Source organism: Comamonas sp. FG99, from assembly GCF_057808605.1.
In genome coordinates this window covers 78845-93862 of the sequence record NZ_JBMDII010000016.1, presented here as the reverse complement: position 1 = coordinate 93862, position 15018 = coordinate 78845, and the positions used below count along the sequence as shown (strand labels likewise).

Annotated in this window: 16 protein-coding genes; 10 read left to right on the top strand and 6 right to left on the bottom strand. The window is 69.0% G+C overall.

Features of this window, described 5'->3' with window-relative positions; genetic code table 11:
* Positions 1 to 118 precede the first annotated feature (118 nt).
* The 4 genes from ACODRX_RS12900 to ACODRX_RS12885 are packed head-to-tail and all read left to right on the top strand — an operon-like array spanning position 119 to position 3192.
* Complete coding sequence (locus ACODRX_RS12900; RefSeq protein ID WP_488871905.1) at positions 119 to 742, top strand: LysE family translocator; 624 nt, start codon at positions 119 to 121, stop codon at positions 740 to 742.
* 5 nt (positions 743 to 747) lie between these two features.
* A complete protein-coding gene (locus ACODRX_RS12895) occupies positions 748 to 1638 on the top strand; it encodes an EamA family transporter (protein WP_488871904.1) in 891 nt (296 codons plus the stop codon).
* 8 nt (positions 1639 to 1646) lie between these two features.
* Positions 1647 to 2498: a DUF429 domain-containing protein gene (locus ACODRX_RS12890; RefSeq protein WP_488871903.1), complete on the top strand. Its 852-nt coding sequence runs from the start codon at positions 1647 to 1649 to the stop codon at positions 2496 to 2498.
* Between the two features lie 34 nt (positions 2499 to 2532).
* On the top strand, positions 2533 to 3192 hold the full coding sequence (locus tag ACODRX_RS12885; protein WP_488871902.1) for a LysE family translocator: 660 nt from the start codon (positions 2533 to 2535) through the stop codon (positions 3190 to 3192).
* A gap of 21 nt (positions 3193 to 3213) precedes the next feature.
* Here the strand turns inward: ACODRX_RS12885 and queF are convergent, their stop codons facing one another.
* The 4 genes from queF to ACODRX_RS12865 all read right to left on the bottom strand — a co-directional run bounded on the left by queF (position 3214) and on the right by ACODRX_RS12865 (position 8863).
* On the bottom strand, positions 3214 to 4071 hold the full coding sequence (queF, locus tag ACODRX_RS12880) for an NADPH-dependent 7-cyano-7-deazaguanine reductase QueF (RefSeq protein ID WP_488871901.1): 858 nt from the start codon (positions 4069 to 4071) through the stop codon (positions 3214 to 3216).
* Between the two features lie 18 nt (positions 4072 to 4089).
* Positions 4090 to 4944 carry a 2OG-Fe(II) oxygenase gene (locus ACODRX_RS12875; protein ID WP_488871899.1) on the bottom strand — a complete coding sequence of 285 codons (855 nt, stop codon included), beginning with the start codon at positions 4942 to 4944 and terminating at the stop codon, positions 4090 to 4092.
* 43 nt (positions 4945 to 4987) lie between these two features.
* Positions 4988 to 5776 carry a peroxide stress protein YaaA gene (gene yaaA, locus ACODRX_RS12870; RefSeq protein ID WP_488871898.1) on the bottom strand — a complete coding sequence of 263 codons (789 nt, stop codon included), beginning with the start codon at positions 5774 to 5776 and terminating at the stop codon, positions 4988 to 4990.
* Between the two features lie 108 nt (positions 5777 to 5884).
* Positions 5885 to 8863 carry an Rne/Rng family ribonuclease gene (locus ACODRX_RS12865; protein ID WP_488871897.1) on the bottom strand — a complete coding sequence of 993 codons (2979 nt, stop codon included), beginning with the start codon at positions 8861 to 8863 and terminating at the stop codon, positions 5885 to 5887.
* A 571-nt stretch (positions 8864 to 9434) separates the two neighbouring features.
* On the opposite strand from ACODRX_RS12865, the gene ACODRX_RS12860 reads away from it, so the two are divergent.
* The 4 genes from ACODRX_RS12860 to ACODRX_RS12845 all read left to right on the top strand — a co-directional run bounded on the left by ACODRX_RS12860 (position 9435) and on the right by ACODRX_RS12845 (position 12690).
* A complete protein-coding gene (locus tag ACODRX_RS12860; RefSeq protein ID WP_488871896.1) occupies positions 9435 to 10508 on the top strand; it encodes an RluA family pseudouridine synthase in 1074 nt (357 codons plus the stop codon).
* Between the two features lie 103 nt (positions 10509 to 10611).
* Complete coding sequence (locus ACODRX_RS12855; RefSeq protein WP_488871895.1) at positions 10612 to 11268, top strand: HAD-IA family hydrolase; 657 nt, start codon at positions 10612 to 10614, stop codon at positions 11266 to 11268.
* 14 nt (positions 11269 to 11282) lie between these two features.
* On the top strand, positions 11283 to 11660 hold the full coding sequence (locus tag ACODRX_RS12850) for a Rieske (2Fe-2S) protein (RefSeq protein ID WP_488871894.1): 378 nt from the start codon (positions 11283 to 11285) through the stop codon (positions 11658 to 11660).
* A gap of 1 nt (position 11661) precedes the next feature.
* Positions 11662 to 12690 carry a S49 family peptidase gene (locus ACODRX_RS12845; protein WP_488871893.1) on the top strand — a complete coding sequence of 343 codons (1029 nt, stop codon included), beginning with the start codon at positions 11662 to 11664 and terminating at the stop codon, positions 12688 to 12690.
* A 23-nt stretch (positions 12691 to 12713) separates the two neighbouring features.
* On the opposite strand, the gene ACODRX_RS12840 is transcribed toward ACODRX_RS12845, so the two are convergent.
* Positions 12714 to 13499, bottom strand: coding sequence for an SAM-dependent methyltransferase (locus tag ACODRX_RS12840; protein WP_488871892.1), 786 nt, complete (start codon positions 13497 to 13499; stop codon positions 12714 to 12716).
* An 8-nt stretch (positions 13500 to 13507) separates the two neighbouring features.
* On the bottom strand, positions 13508 to 14095 hold the full coding sequence (locus ACODRX_RS12835; protein ID WP_488871891.1) for a Maf family nucleotide pyrophosphatase: 588 nt from the start codon (positions 14093 to 14095) through the stop codon (positions 13508 to 13510).
* 28 nt (positions 14096 to 14123) lie between these two features.
* Here ACODRX_RS12835 and ACODRX_RS12830 point away from each other — a divergent pair, with 28 nt between their 5' ends.
* Both ACODRX_RS12830 and rpmF read left to right on the top strand, forming a co-directional pair.
* On the top strand, positions 14124 to 14675 hold the full coding sequence (locus ACODRX_RS12830; RefSeq protein WP_488871890.1) for a YceD family protein: 552 nt from the start codon (positions 14124 to 14126) through the stop codon (positions 14673 to 14675).
* A 111-nt stretch (positions 14676 to 14786) separates the two neighbouring features.
* Positions 14787 to 14969, top strand: a complete 183-nt coding sequence (gene rpmF / locus ACODRX_RS12825) for a 50S ribosomal protein L32 (RefSeq protein WP_005794249.1) — start codon at positions 14787 to 14789, stop codon at positions 14967 to 14969.
* Positions 14970 to 15018: the final 49 nt, after the last annotated feature.

Below are 15018 nucleotides of genomic sequence, written 5' to 3'. Positions count from 1 at the left end.
GCGGGGCCGGTAAAGGGCCAAGTGTTGCGTGTTGTGCAACACAGCGTAGCAGAAGATTCGCTGGCGCTGTGGCGCTGCGTGCCGGACACTGCGGCGCATTCCAACCCCAGCGCGTTCCATGAACCAGGCATTTCTTTTTCTGGCAATGATCTGTGCCACCGTGGCCAGCCCGGGCCCGGGCGTGATGATGTCGCTGGACAACGCTGCGACCCTGGGCTGGCGCTCGTCGTTGTATGGCATTGCGGGCCTGGCTGTCGGCGCGGCGGTGATGGCGGGGCTGTCTGCCGCGGGCGTGGGGCTGCTGGTGCAGGCATCCCCCGCCATGTTCAAGGTGTTGACCTGCGCCGGCTCCGGCTATCTCTGGTATCTGGCCTATCGTGCCTGGCGGCGTTCTGGCGCGGCAGGCGCGCTGCCCGCGCAGCGGCAGGCATCCCAGCCGAGGCCGCATCAATTGTTGCTGCGTGGTGCGCTGCTGCAAACCAGCAATCCCAAATCGCTGCTGTTCTTTGTGTCGGTTTTGCCGCAGCTGGCAGCCGCCGATGCGATGGGAGGTACGCCAGCCACCAGGCTGCTTGCCGGTATTGCGGCCTATTGTGGAGTGCTGGTGTGCATCCATGCGGCATACGCCGGGCTGGCGGCGCGGGCGCGCAAGTGGCTGCAGAGGCCAGTGGTTGCGCGTACCATGGCGCGTTTGAGCGCGGCGGTGTTTGGACTGTTTGGGACGGCCATGCTGCTGCGCTGAGATTTATGTCGCTACAAGCATTTGCCCTGGTCCTGCTGGCCGGCGTGATCCACGCCGGCTGGAACATCGTCGCCAAGAAGGCGGGCGGCGATGCCCGCTTTTCGCTGTTCACCTCGCTGTGCATGGCCGTGGTCTGGGCGCCGCTGGGCTGGTGGCTGGGGCGCGATGCGGTACCGCTGTGGGGCGCCACCGAATGGGCGCTGGTGGCGGCCAGCGCGCTGCTGCACGTGCTGTATTTCGTGGTGCTGCTGCGTGGCTACCGCGTGGCCGACCTCACCGTGGTCTACCCGCTGGCGCGCGGCACCGGGCCGCTGCTCTCGTCGCTGGTGGCGGTGCTGCTGCTGGGCGAGCGGCTGTCGGCGCTGGGCGTCGCCGGTATCGCCGGCGTGGTTGTGGGGGTGTTCCTGATCGCCGGCGGCCCCGGCATGCTGCGCACTGCGGCGCACCCGGTGTCGCCGCAGGCCCGGGCGCGCGTGCTGGCGGGGCTGTACTACGGGGTGCTCACCGGGCTGTTCATCGCCGCCTATACCGTGGTCGACGGCTATGCGGTCAAGGTGGTGATGCTGTCGCCCATCCTGGTCGACTATGTCGGCAACCTGCTGCGCTGCGTGGTGCTGGCGCCGGTGGGCCTGATGGACCTGCCCGCCGCGCGGCGGCTGTGGCGCGAGCAGTGGCGCTTTGCCTTGCTGGTGGGCATTTTCAGCCCGATCGCCTACGTGCTGGTGCTGTATGCGGTGCAGCTCGCGCCGATCTCGCATGTGGCGCCGGCGCGCGAGGTGTCGATGCTGTTCGCCGCGCTGATCGGCGGGCGCTTGCTGGGCGAGGGCGACCGGGGCCTGCGCATCGTCGGCGCGGTGCTGATCGCGCTGGGCGTTGTGGCGCTGGGCCTGGGGTGAGCAGGCCCATGCCAGCCTCTATGCAGGTGCTGGGCTGCGATTTCAGCAGCAGCCCGTCGCGCCGCAAGCCGGTGGTGGTGGCGCTGGGGCGGCTGCAGGGCAGGGCGGTGCGGCTCGATGGCTTCGAGCGCTTCAGCGAGCTGGATGCCTGGGCGCGCTGGCTTGGCGCCGATGGCGCCTGGACGGGCGGCTTCGATCTGCCTTTCGGCCTGCCGCGCGAGCTGGTGCGGGAGCTGGGCTGGCCCGAGGACTGGCTAGCCTGCATGGCGCACTACGCCAGCCTGTCGCGGGCCGAGATCCGTGCCGTGTTTGCCGCGTTCTGCCAGCGCCGCCCGGTGGGCGGCAAGTTCGCCCACCGCGCCACCGACGGGCCGGCGGGCTCCAGCCCGTCGATGAAGTGGGTGAACCCGCCGGTGGCCTTCATGCTGCATGCCGGCGTGCCGCGGCTGCTGCAGGCCGGCGTGCACCTGCCGGGCCTGCACGCGGCGGCCAGCCCCAAGGTGGCGCTGGAAGCCTACCCGGGCCTGCTGGCGCGATCCATCGTCGGGCGGGCCAGCTACAAAAGCGACGCTGCCGCCCGCCAGAGCGCGGAGCGCGCCCGCGCCCGCCGCGATATCGTGCAGGCCTTGCTCGCGGGCGCGCATCCGCTGCGGCTGCAATTGCAGGCCAGTGGGCCGCTGCAGGCGCAGCTGGCCGGCGATGCCTCGGGCGACCACCTCGACGCGGCGCTGTGCATGCTGCAGGCGGCCTGGGCGCTGTGCCGGCGCCTGGAGGGTGACGCGCGGTACGGCCTGCCCGCCGGCATGGACCCGCTGGAGGGCTGGATCGTCTCTGCGCCCTGGCCGCAGAGCGCGGGATAATCGCCCGACACCCTTTTTCGCAGATCGATATCCGATGCCCGCTCTTCATACTCTGTTTGCCTTCTTCGGCGTTGCCGTGCTGCTGGCCCTGTCGCCGGGGCCGGACAACCTGTTCGTGCTGATGCAGTCCATCCAGCGCGGCTGGCGCATGGGGATCGCGGTGGTGGTGGGTCTGTGCCTGGGCATCGTGGTGCATACCAGCGCGGTGGCACTGGGGCTGGCGGCGGTGTTCGCGGCGTCAAGTGTGGCTTTCTCGGTGCTCAAGTGGTGCGGCGCGGCCTACCTGGTCTACCTGGCCTGGGGTGCCTGGCGCGCGCCGGTGTCTGCCGGCGGCAGTACCGCCGGCGCCGGTGCACCGGGCGGCGCCAGCGATGCGGCAAGCCACCGGCAGATGCTGCGCATGGTGGGCCGCGGCGTGGTGATGAATCTCACCAACCCCAAGGTGCTGATCTTCTTCCTGGCCTTCTTGCCGCAGTTCGCCGATCCGGCGCTGGGTCCGGTGGCGCCGCAGATCTTCGCCTTCGGCGCGGTGTTCATCCTGGCGGCCTTTCTGGTGTTCGGCGCCATCGCCCTGTTCTCGGGCGCGTTTGGCCAGCTGCTGCTGCGCTCGCCCCGGGCGCAGCGCTGGCTCAACAAGGTGACCGCCGTGGTGTTCGTGGGGCTGGCGGTGAAGCTGGCGACGGCGCAGCGCTGATCGAACAGCGGCGCTACTGCCCTACTGCCGCGCCGTGCGCACGTTGGCCGGCAGGCGCTGCGGATGGCTGGTGCGGATGGGGTTGATGTCCAGCCCGCCGCGGCGCGTGTAGCGGGCGTAGACCGTGAGCCTGATGGGCTTGCAGCGCGTCCAGAGGTCCATGAACATGCGCTCGACGCACTGCTCGTGGAATTCGTTGTGGTTGCGAAAGCTGACGATGTACTGCAGCAAGCCGGCCTGGTTGATCTCGGGGCCGCTGTAGCTGATCTGCACGCTGCCCCAGTCGGGCTGGCCGGTGACCAGGCAGTTGCTCTTGAGCAGGCCGCTGGCCAGGGTTTCGCTGACCGGGGGCTCGTCGAACAGGGCGGTCAGCAGCTGCGGCGCGGGCTGGTAGTGCGTGCATTCCACGTCCAGGCGGTCCAGGCTCAGGCCATCCAGCTCCTGCAGCGGCTGCTGGTCGAAGGCGTCGGGCGCGATCAGCTGCACGCCTATGCCGGCCGCATGCGGCGCGCCGCGCCATACGGCCTCGGCAATATCGGCCTGCAGCTTGGCGCGCACCTCGGCGGCCGAGGCGAAGCGGGTGTTGTTGAAGCTGTTGAGATAGAGTTTGAACGACTTGCTTTCGACGATGTTCGGCGTCTCGCACGGAATGGTGAAGCTCGCCAGCGCCACCTGGGGCTTGCCGCGCAGGTTCAGCCACGACAGTTCGTAGGCGGTCCACAGGTCGGCGCCGAAAAATGGCAGCTGGCCTTCGCTCAGCCCCAGCTCGGCGCGCTTGGCGCTGCGCGGCAGCGGAAACAGCAGCGTGGGGTCGTACTGGTCGATATAGGCCGAGGCCTGGCCGAGCGGCGATTGCTCGGGGGTGTGGGTGGGAGACATGGTAGTTGGGACGGTGGCTTAGTGGAATTCGCCCTGGCGCAGCCATTTGGTGGCCACCCATTTCTCGCCGCGCACGACGGGCGTGCCGCCATGCAGCGACTTGCTCGACGGATCGGGCGTGGCGTAGCTGAAGAACACCGCGTTGCCGCGGCGCGGCGCGACTTCGAGCTGTACGTCGGGAAAGACCGTGCCGCCGCCGGCCTCGGGGTTGTTGAGGTAGATGACCAGCGTGCCCACGCGCTGGCCGCCGCGCCTGAGGATGGTGGGCGTGCCGGGCTGGCCGGGGTCGAAATAGTCGTAGTGCGGCTTGTATTCGGCGCCGGGCCGGTAGTGCAGCACCTGCAGGCCTTCGCCGTTTTCGAGCGGCCAGTTCAGCAGCCTGGCGACGCGCGCCTCGAGCCGGGCGACGACCGGGGTTTCACCGCGCGCGAAGAACATGCCGTCGCTGGTGCGGTCGGCATTGATCTCTTCGCCGCCGGTCTGGTTCTGCACGGTGAGCGAGCGTTTCATGCGCGGGTCGGCATCGCTGATGAGGGCCTCGCACTCCGCGTCGGACAGCAGGTTGCCGAAGACCACGATGCGCGGATGCTGCATCGCGAGCAGCACCGAGACTTCGCGGTCGCCCACGTCGATGCTGCCGGGCGAGCCGCTGAGGTCGGGCCCGGGCAGCGGCGCGGCGGCGGCGCTGGGCGCTTGCTGCTGCGCGGCGAGGTGCTCGGTCAGCACCAGCTCCATCGCGTTCTCGGCCACGTCGGGGCTCCAGCCGGCATCGCACATGGCCTTGAAGACGGCTTCGGCGTTCACGCCCGCGCTGGCCTGCTCGATGATCCAGGCACGCAGTTCGGGTGTGATGGGCTGGCTGGCGGCGGACATGCAGTGTTTTCCTTTCGTTCAAACCAGGGGCGTTCGGGCCATGTTAAGCCACGCGGCGGCGAAAGACCAAATGGTCGGCCGTGGATACCTCGCTGGCGAAGGCATAGCCGTCGGCGTCGAATTTCTTCAGCGCGGCCACGCTGCCCAGGCGGTGCTGCACCGCGTGGCGCGCCATCAGGCCGCGCGCCTTCTTGGCGAAGAAGCTGATGATCTTGTACTGGCCGCTCTTCCAGTCCTCGAAGCTGCAGTCGAGCACGCGGGCGCGCAGCGCGCGGCGGTCCACCGACTTGAAATATTCCTGCGAGGCGAGGTTGACCACGATCGGGCGCTCCTCGTCGGCCTGCTGGCGGTTCAGGTGGTCGGCGATGCGGCTGCCCCAGAACTGGTACAGGTTCTGGCCATGCGCGGTGGCCAGGCGGGTACCCATTTCCAGGCGGTAGGGCTGCATCAGGTCGAGCGGGCGCAGCACGCCGTACAGGCCGCTGAGGATGGCGATGTGCTGCTGTGCCCATTCGAGCTGCCGTGGGCTGAGGCTTCTGGCCTGCAGGCCGTCGTAGACGTCGCCGTCGAAGGCGAGCACCGCCTGGCGCGCATTGCCGGCATGAAAGCGCGGCTCCCAGGCCGCGTAGCGCGCGGCGTTGAGCGTGGCGAGCTTGTCGCTGATGTCCATCAGGCTGGCGATCTGCGCGGGCGTCTTGCCCTGCAGCACCTCGATCAGCTCAGCCGACTGCGGCACGAACTGCGGCTCGGTGGCCGGCAGTTTCTTGGCCAGCGCCGGCGGCAGCGGGGTTTCGTAGTCCAGCGATTTGGCGGGGGAGAGCAGGAACAGCATGGTGAGGTTTTGCGTTGGGGGTTGCGCGTTGAGCGTGCCCGCAAGGATACCCTGCTCGCTCAATGCTCAATGCTCAACGCTCAACGCTCAACGCTCAACGCTCAACGCTCAACGCTCTTCCTGCTCGAAGGGCAGCACCAGCGCGTTCAGATCGCGGCGGGTTTCCACCAGCACCAGCGGGCCTTCGTCGAGGACGACCAGCGGGGGACGCTCGCGCGGCACGCGCACGGGGGCGGGCTCGGCGGCGATGGCGGCCTGCACTCGGGCGACCTTGTCGGCGTCGGAGTTGACCCACTGCAGGCCGGCCTGGCTGGCGATGCCTTCCAGGTCGGTCAGCGGCAGCACGTAGCTGGCGACGCGGGGCAGGCCGGTGGCGGCGACTGCGGCTGGCGCGGTGGCGACAGGCGCTGTGACGGGCACGGTTGCCGGCGCTGCGGCCACCGGGGCCGCAGCAGGGGCGGATACCACCGGTGCTGCTGCGACAGGGGCGGCCACGGGCGCGGCAGCTTCTGCCGCCGGTGCCTGCTCGGCCACAGCGGCAGGTGCCGGTGCGGCGGCGCTGCTGTCGAAGTAGCTGCGGCGCGGTGCGGACGCATCGGCGGCCTCGCTGGCGACGGACTCGGGCGCTTCCTGAGGCACGCCGGCATCGGCGTCGGCCGTCAGTTCGTCGCGCTGCTCTTCATGCGGACGGTCGGCGCGCTCGCCACGGTTGCGGCGATCGCGGCCGTAGCGGTCGCGGGAGCGGCGCTCGCGGCGCTCGCCGTTGGCCGCTGCGCCTTCGTCCGGGGCCGTGCTGCCATCGACCAGGTCCAGCGAGGGCAGGGCGGCGATGGCGGCTGCGCCAGCTTCGGCCAGGGCTGCCGGGTTGGCGGCCTGGGCTTCGTCCACGGCAGGGCGGTTGTCGGCGCGCTCGGCACGCTCACTGTTGCGCTCGCGGCGGTTGTCGCGCGGTGTGCGCTCGGCACGCTCAGGGCGGTCGGATGCCGGTGCGGCGTTCGCCGGCGCCTGGGTGGCGGCGTCGCTCACCACGGTTTCGGCATCGCGGCGGCTGCGCTCGGGACGCTCGCCGCGGTTGCGGCGGCCGTCACGGTTGCCGTCGCGGGCTTCGCCATCGCGGCGTTCTTCACGCTTGTCGCCGCGGCCGCTGCGGCCGTCACGGCCCTCGCGCGGCTCGCGGCCTTCGCCGGCCTCGGCGCGTTCCGGACGGGGTGGGCGGCTGCCGTCACGGCCACTGTTGCGGCGGTTGCCGCCACGGCCTTCCCGGTTGCCTTCGCGGCGCTGCTCCTTGGCGGGCTCGGCGGCGGCCGGCGCAGGCGTGGCCACTACTGGTGCCGGCGCCGGAGCCAGACCCAGCAGGCGCTTGATCCAGGCGAGGAGGCCGGTTTCCTGCACCGGCACGGGTGCGGGCACCGGTGCCACGGCGGGCGCAGGCGCCGGGGCGGGCTTTTCGGCGCGCGGCGGGCGCGGCTCGGCCACCGGCGCGGGCGCGTCGGGCAGCACGCCCTTGATCACCGGGGTCTGCTTATTGGTGGGCTCCTGCGAGCGGCGGGTGAAGGTGAGCGGCTCTTCGGTCTCGTCGGCGAGCTTGTAGCTCGATTCCTGCGAGTCGAGGCGGGCGTCGTCGTGCTTGAGGCGATCGAGCTTGTAGTGCGGCGTCTCCAGCGAGCGGTTGGGGATGATGGTGATCGAGACGCGCTGCTTGATCTCCAGCTTCTGGATCTCGGTGCGCTTTTCGTTGAGCAGGAACGAGGCCACTTCCACCGGCACCTGGCATTGCACCGCGGCGGTGTTGTCCTTCATCGCCTCTTCCTGGATGATGCGCAGCGTTTGCAGCGCGGAGCTTTCCGCATCGCGGATGTGGCCCGAGCCGCCGCAGCGCGGGCAGTTGATGTGCGCGCCTTCGGAGAGGGCGGGCTTGAGGCGCTGGCGGCTCATCTCCATGAGGCCGAACTTGCTGATGGTGCCGAACTGCACGCGGGCGCGGTCCTGGCGCAGCGCGTCGCGCAGGCGGTTCTCGACCTCGCGGCGGTTCTTGCTCTCCTCCATGTCGATGAAGTCGATCACCACCAAGCCACCCAGGTCGCGCAGGCGCATCTGGCGCGCCACTTCGTCGGCGGCCTCCAGGTTGGTGCGGGTGGCGGTTTCCTCGATGTCGCCGCCCTTGATGGCGCGGGCCGAGTTCACGTCGATGGAGACCAGGGCCTCGGTGTGGTCGATGACGATGGCGCCGCCGGACGGCAGGGTCACGGTGCGCGAGTAGGCCGATTCGATCTGGTGCTCGATCTGGAAGCGGCTGAACAGCGGCGCGTCGTCGCGGTAGCGCTTGACGCGCGCGGCATGCTCGGGCATGACGTGCGCCATGAACTGCTGCGCCTGCTCGTAGATGTCGTCGGTGTCGATCAGGATGTCGCCGATGTCATTGTTGAAGTAGTCGCGGATGGCGCGGATCACCAGGCTCGACTCCTGGTAGATCAGGAAGGCGCCGTTGCTGGCCTTGGCGGCGCCGTCGATCGCGTTCCACAGCTTGAGCAGGTAGTTCAGGTCCCACTGCAACTCGGGCGCGGCGCGGCCGATGCCGGCGGTGCGCGCGATGATGGACATGCCCTTGGGGTATTCGAGCTGGTCCATCGCCTCCTTGAGCTCGGCGCGGTCCTCGCCTTCGATGCGGCGGCTCACGCCGCCGCCGCGCGGGTTGTTGGGCATCAGCACCACGTAGCGGCCGGCCAGCGAGATGAAGGTGGTCAGCGCCGCGCCCTTGTTGCCGCGCTCTTCCTTCTCGACCTGGACGATCATCTCCTGGCCTTCGCGGATCACGTCATTGATGCGCGCCTGGCTGGGCGAGACGCCCTCGGCGAAGTACTGCTTGGAGATCTCCTTGAACGGCAGGAAGCCGTGGCGGTCCTCGCCGTAGTCGACGAAGCAGGCTTCCAGCGACGGCTCCACGCGCGTGACCACCGCCTTGTAGATATTGCCCTTGCGCTGTTCGCGGCCCTCGATCTCGATCTCGTAGTCCAGCAGCTTCTGGCCGTCGACGATGGCAAGGCGGCGCTCTTCGGCCTGGGTAGCATTGATCAGCATCCGTTTCATGATGCGGGTCCTCTTTCATGCGGGGCCGGCGTGGTGCACGCCGGCCTCCAATTCCTGACACATACAGCCCTCAGTGGAGCCACAGATGCTTGGACGGACGCAGAGAAACGAATGGAATAACAGGGCGTGCCATGGCGTTGCTGGGGGTACTCATGTCAGCAAGGGCGGCTTGGGCACGCGGGAGAGGGCGCAGACATAACCGGCCAGCCGATGCTTGTTTGCACGGCTTTGAATGACTGGCCGGGCTTCAGGCCCAGGGGACGGGAGCATGGCGCGGACCAGAACGGCAGCGGGCGCACGCTTGAGCGTGCGCCAGAGACTGACCATCCATGTCCAAAGTATCAACATGCTCGCGGTTGGAAGACGGGCAGCGCGCCGCACATGGGATGCATGCAGGCGGACTGCCGGTCGGAAATCCGTTTATTCGATTGTTTCTCAGCGTCTGTCCGCTGTGCCAAGCCGCAAACCGGCGGGCACTTGGGCATCGACCTGCCTGCGCGGCCTCGCAACAGGGGCATGACGGGTGAATTAAACTGCTCACCGGTCAACCATCCACTTTTGTGACGCGCAGGTGAAACACATTATAGGGGGCAATCCGGGCGCTGCCCGCGCTGCCGATGCATCTCCGGTCCCATCTTCAGCAGGGTCTGCCACGCCAGCTGCTGCAAACGTCAGGCAGATCCTGGTCCATGCGGACGACGCGGGCCAGCGCCTGGACAATTTCCTGATGCGCCATCTCAAGGGCGTGCCCAAGACCCATGTCTACCGCATCATCCGCAGCGGCGAGGTGCGCATCAACAAGGGTCGCACCTCGGCCGATGCGCGCGTGCAGGGCGGCGACGTGGTGCGCATTCCGCCAGTGCGCATGGCCGAGCGGCCCGAGGGCGCGGAGCTGGCGGTGCCGGGCCGTGAGTTCCCGCTGCTGTTCGAGGACGAGGCGCTGCTGGCGATCGACAAGCCCGCCGGCGTGGCGGTGCACGGCGGCAGCGGCGTGAGCTTCGGCGTGATCGAGCAACTGCGCCGCGCCCGCCCCGCGGCGCGCTTTCTGGAGCTGGTGCACCGGCTGGACCGCGAGACCTCGGGCATCCTGCTGGTGGCCAAGAAGCGCTCGGCGCTGACCCATCTGCAGGACCAGTTCCGCGAGCGCGAGACGGGCAAGACCTACCTGGCGCTGGTGATCGGCGAATGGCCGGCCGGCAAGAGGGTGATCGACCTGCCGCTGCGCAAGTACCTGCTGCCCGATGGCGAGCGGCGCGTGCGCACCACCACCGCGGACGACCCCGAGGGCATGCGCTCGGTGTCGCTGGTCAAGGTGCGCCAGGTGCTGGCGGCGCGCCATGCGCAGGGCCTGCCGGCGATGAGTCTGCTGGAGGTCACGATCAAGACCGGGCGCACGCACCAGATCCGGGTGCACCTGGCGAGCCAGGGCTGCGCCATCGTGGGCGACGAGAAGTACGGCGACTTCGAGCTCAACCGCCGCGTGGCCAAGCTGGGGCTCAAGCGCATGTTCCTGCATGCCTGGCGGCTGCAGTTCACGCACCCGCAGTCGGGCGAGCGCATCACGCTGAACGCTGGGCTGCCGCCCGAGCTGGCCGGGTTCGTCGCGGCCGCCGTGGACCAGCCGGGGAATGCGGCAGAATCCTGAAAAAACCATAGCTGCCAGCATTGGTATCATCTTGTTTTTGAATTGAAAACTATTTGAAACCATTGATGAAAGCGCGCAAGATGCTCTTATTTTTTGTATCGCCATGAGCCGACGATTTGACCTGATCGCCTTTGACTGGGATGGCACCCTGTTCGACTCTGCCGCGGCCATTGCGCTGAGCATCCAGGATGCGGTGCGCGATGTGGGCGGCACCGTGCCCACGCTGGAGGCGGCGAAGTACGTCATCGGCATGAGCCTGAGTCGCGCGCTCGCCCACGCCGCGCCCGACGTGCCCGCCGGGCGCCACGCCGAGCTGGGCAGCCGCTACCGCTACCACTACCTGCGCCGGCAGGAGGAGGTCACGCTGTTCGATGGCGTGCTGCCGCTGCTCGACGCGCTGGCCGGCAGCGGCCACCTGCTGGCGGTGGCCACCGGCAAGAGCCGGCGCGGGCTCGACGAGGTGCTGGCGACCACGCTGCTGAAGGGGCGCTTTCATGCCTCGCGCACCGCCGACGAGACCGCCGGCAAGCCCAGCCCGCTGATGCTGCAGGAGCTGATGGCCGAGCTCGACGTGGAGCCGGCGCGCGTGCTCATGGTGGGCGACACCACCCACGACCTGGAGATGGCCGTCAATGCCGGTTGCGCCAGCGTGGGCGTGAGCTACGGCGCCCACGATGCCGCGGGCTTCGAGGCCTTTCGGCCCCTGTATGTGGCTGATACTGTTGCGCATCTGCAACGCTGGATGGCAGACAATGCATAGCCATGGAGCAGGCGATGAGCGATACCGGCGAGCGGCGGATTGCGCTGTGCGATAGCGCGGCGCTGAGCAATGGCGGCCGCGCCGTGGCCTTCGACGTGGCGCTGGCCGGCCAGGCCTGCCGGGCCTTCGCCATCCGCTACCAGGGCGCGGTGCACGCCTATCTCAACCGCTGCAGCCATGTGGCGATGGAGATGGATTACCAGGAGGGGCGCTTCTTCGACGACAGCGGCGAATGGCTGCTGTGCGCCACGCATGGCGCGGCCTACCGGCCCGATACCGGCGCATGCGCCGGTGGCCCATGCCGGGGCGGCCTGGTCAAGATAGCACTGGTGGAGCAGGCCGGCGTGGTGTACTGGTGCTCCGATGACCGTTTGAAACCTGTCGAGTTTTGATATGAATGCTTCGCAAACCCCCGACGGCAGCAGCGCTGCGCCCGATCTGTGGGGGCAGGCCGGGCCCAGGCCCGATGCCGCGGCCTCGGCCTCGGCTGCCTCCGGCGAGCTGCGCGAGCGCCTGGCGCTGGAGCGGCTGGCGTCCGACTGGCTCAAGGAGCAGCGCTCGGCGCGCCGCTGGCGGATCTTCTTTCGCCTGTCGTGGCTGCTGCTGTTCGTCGCGCTGGCGATCTACCTGTTCAAGACCGAGGCGCCGGCCACCAATTCGCCCAGCCACACCGCGGTGGTGGAGCTCAAGGGCGAGATCGCCTCGGGCGCGGATGCGAGCGCCGAATTCGTGATCGCCGCGCTGCGCTCGGCCTTCGAGGACTCCGGCTCCAAGGCGGTGGTGCTGCTCATCAACTCGCCCGGCGGCAGCCCGGTGCAGGCCGGCATGATCAATGACGAGATCGTGCGCCTCAAGGCCCTGCACAAGAAGCCGATGTACGCGGTGGTCGAGGAGACCTGCGCTTCGGCGGCCTACTACATCGCCGCCGCGGCCGACAAGATCTATGTGGACAAGGCCAGCATCGTCGGCAGCATCGGCGTGCTGATGGACGGCTTTGGCTTCACCGGCACGATGGAAAAACTCGGCGTCGAGCGCCGCCTGCTCACCGCTGGCGAGAACAAGGGCATGCTCGATCCGTTCAGCCCCATGAGCGACAAGCAGCGCGCCTACGCGCAAAGCATGCTCGACCAGATCCACAAGCAGTTCATCACCGTGGTCAAGGAAGGGCGCGGCAATCGCCTGAAGGAAACGCCCGACACCTTCAGCGGCCTGTTCTGGACCGGCCAGCAGGCGGTGGAAATGGGCCTGGCCGACGGCCTGGCCAGCGTGGACCATGTGGCCCGCGACGTGGTCGGCGCCGAGGAGATCGTCGACTACACCCGCCGCGACAACGTGGCCGAGCGCCTGGCCAAGCGCTTTGGCGCGGCCATGGGCAGCGGCGCGGTGCAGGCGATGAAGGGCGCGCTGCCCACGCTGCGCTGAGGCCCGGCCCCGGTCCGCGGCAATCAGCGGCCGATGGCAAACACCATCGGCGTGCGGTTGTCCAGCACGGGTTGCCCGCCCTTCCACTGGCGCACCGTCTGGCTTTGGGTACGCGCCGCAGCCAGCGTGAGGCCGCTGGAAACCGACAAGCGCGTATGCGGCTGCAGGGTCTGCAGCAGCGCCTGCAGCAGCGCGGCATTGCGGTAGGGCGTCTCGATGAAGAGCTGGGTCTGGCCCTGGCGCAGCGCCAGCTGCTCCAGCTCGCGCAGCCGCGCGGCGCGCTCGGCCGCATCGCTGGGCACATAGCCGACGAAGGCGAAATTCTGGCCGTTCAGCCCGCTGGCCGCCAGCGCCAGCAGCAGCGACACCGGCCCCACCAGCGGCACCACCGGTGCGCCCGCTTCGTGCGCGGCGCGCACGATGGAGCTGCCCGGATCGGCCACCGCCGGCATGCCGGCCTCGCTGACCAGGCCCATGTCGTGCCCCGCCAGCAGCGGTGCCAGCAGCGCCGCCGCATCGAAGCTGGCGCTGCCCTTGCCGCCGTGGTCGCCCTTCTTGTGTGCCTCGCGCGGCAGCTCGGCGATGTGCTGCTGCTGCAGTGGCGCCGCCAGCGGGTGCAGCGCATCGATGCGCTTGAGATAGGCGCGGCAGCTCTTGGCGTTCTCGCAGACCCAGTGCGTGAGCCGCGCGGCGGTGCGCAGGCTGTGCTCGGGCAGCACATCGACCAGCGGCGCCGCCGCGTCGCAGCCGAAATCCAGCGGCGCGGGCACCAGGTAGAGCGTGCCGGGCGCGGGGGAGGGAGCGCTCATGGCAGCACTCATGGCAGCACCATTCCGGCCGCGCGCAGCATGCGGGCGGTGCGGATCAGCGGCAGCCCCACCAGCGCGGTGGGATCGTCGCTGTCCATGGCGTCGAGCAGGGTGATGCCCAGGCCCTCGCTCTTGGCGCTGCCGGCGCAGTCGTAGGGCTGCTCGGCGCGCAGGTAGCGCTCGATCTCGGCGTCGGCCAGCTGGCGAAAGCGCACGCTGATCACCGCGGTGTCGCTTTGCACGAAGCCCGAGGCCTGGCACACCACCGCCACCGCGGTATGGAACAGCACGGTGTGGCCGCGCATCGCCTGCAGCTGCGCCACCGCCTTGTCATGCGCCAGCGGCTTGCCCAGCGGCCGGCCCAGCAGGTCGGCCACCTGGTCGGAGCCGATCACGATGGCCTCGGGGCGCTGCGCGGCCACGGCCTGGGCCTTGGCCAGCGCCAGCCGGCTGGCCAGGGCGGCGGGGGATTCGCCGGCGCGCGGAGTCTCGTCGACATCGGGGGCCAGCACTTCGAAGGGCAGGCGAAAGCGCTCCAGCAGCTCGCGGCGGTAGCGCGAGGTGGAGCCCAGGATCAGGGGGCGTTGCACGGTCATGGGGGCAGATTCTCTTACACTGCCGGGCATGACGAAGGAATTTTCTGCGGATCGCCTGGACATCAACGCTTTCGCCAAGCAGCAGGGGCGGCTGGAGGGCGATGAGCCGCTGGCGCGCTTTGCCCGCCTGGCGCAGGAGCAGGTGGCGGGCGCGCCCGAGGCGCTGGTGCGCTGGCAGGCCGATGGCGAATGGCAGGCCGAATCCGGCTCGGCCGGCCGCGCATGGCTGCACCTGCACGCCAGCGTGGATTTGACGCTGACCTGCCAGCGCTGCCTGCAGCCCGCGCTGATCCCGGTGCAGGCCGAGCGGTCCTTCCGCTTCGTGGCGGACGAGGCCACCGCCGCGGCCGAGGACGAGGACAGCGATGAGGACGTGCTGGTTGCCAGCCGCGATTTCGAGCTGCGCGAGCTGGTCGAGGACGAACTGCTGATGGCGGTGCCCATGGTGCCCATGCACGCGCAGTGCCCGGATACGGTCCAGCTCAGCGCCTCGTCGCCCGAGTTCGAAGCCAGCGGCAGCGAAAAGGCGAACCCGTTCGCGGCGCTGGCCCGCCTGCGGATCGACAAGAGTGGGGAATGATTGCGGGCCCAAAAACATTCTTGTTATAATCCAAGGCTTCGCGCGAAACCCCCTCGTGTCTTTAATGGGCTGATCGCGTATTTACCAACCCTTCAAGACTCAGGAGCCATCATGGCTGTTCAGCAAAACAAGAAATCTCCTTCCAAGCGCGGCATGCACCGTTCGCACAACGCCCTGAATGTGCCCGGCATCGCCGTGGAGCCCACCACCGGCGAAACCCACCTGCGCCACCACATCAGCCCCAACGGCTTCTACCGTGGCCGCCAGGTGCTGAAGAACAAGTCGGAAGCCTGAGCTTAGACCTACCCAAGGCCCGCAGCTACATTTGGTGTAGCGCGGGCCT

Coding starts and splice junctions, on each gene's coding strand:
- ACODRX_RS12900 (WP_488871905.1), top strand. CDS start 119: ATGAACCAGGCATTTCTTTTTCTGGCAATGATCTGTGCCACCGTGGCC.
- ACODRX_RS12895 (WP_488871904.1), top strand. CDS start 748: ATGTCGCTACAAGCATTTGCCCTGGTCCTGCTGGCCGGCGTGATCCAC.
- ACODRX_RS12890 (WP_488871903.1), top strand. CDS start 1,647: ATGCCAGCCTCTATGCAGGTGCTGGGCTGCGATTTCAGCAGCAGCCCG.
- ACODRX_RS12885 (WP_488871902.1), top strand. CDS start 2,533: ATGCCCGCTCTTCATACTCTGTTTGCCTTCTTCGGCGTTGCCGTGCTG.
- queF (WP_488871901.1), bottom strand. CDS start 4,071: ATGTCTCCCACCCACACCCCCGAGCAATCGCCGCTCGGCCAGGCCTCG.
- ACODRX_RS12875 (WP_488871899.1), bottom strand. CDS start 4,944: ATGTCCGCCGCCAGCCAGCCCATCACACCCGAACTGCGTGCCTGGATC.
- yaaA (WP_488871898.1), bottom strand. CDS start 5,776: ATGCTGTTCCTGCTCTCCCCCGCCAAATCGCTGGACTACGAAACCCCG.
- ACODRX_RS12865 (WP_488871897.1), bottom strand. CDS start 8,863: ATGAAACGGATGCTGATCAATGCTACCCAGGCCGAAGAGCGCCGCCTT.
- ACODRX_RS12855 (WP_488871895.1), top strand. CDS start 10,612: ATGAGCCGACGATTTGACCTGATCGCCTTTGACTGGGATGGCACCCTG.
- ACODRX_RS12850 (WP_488871894.1), top strand. CDS start 11,283: ATGAGCGATACCGGCGAGCGGCGGATTGCGCTGTGCGATAGCGCGGCG.
- ACODRX_RS12845 (WP_488871893.1), top strand. CDS start 11,662: ATGAATGCTTCGCAAACCCCCGACGGCAGCAGCGCTGCGCCCGATCTG.
- ACODRX_RS12840 (WP_488871892.1), bottom strand. CDS start 13,499: ATGAGCGCTCCCTCCCCCGCGCCCGGCACGCTCTACCTGGTGCCCGCG.
- ACODRX_RS12835 (WP_488871891.1), bottom strand. CDS start 14,095: ATGACCGTGCAACGCCCCCTGATCCTGGGCTCCACCTCGCGCTACCGC.
- ACODRX_RS12830 (WP_488871890.1), top strand. CDS start 14,124: ATGACGAAGGAATTTTCTGCGGATCGCCTGGACATCAACGCTTTCGCC.
- rpmF (WP_005794249.1), top strand. CDS start 14,787: ATGGCTGTTCAGCAAAACAAGAAATCTCCTTCCAAGCGCGGCATGCAC.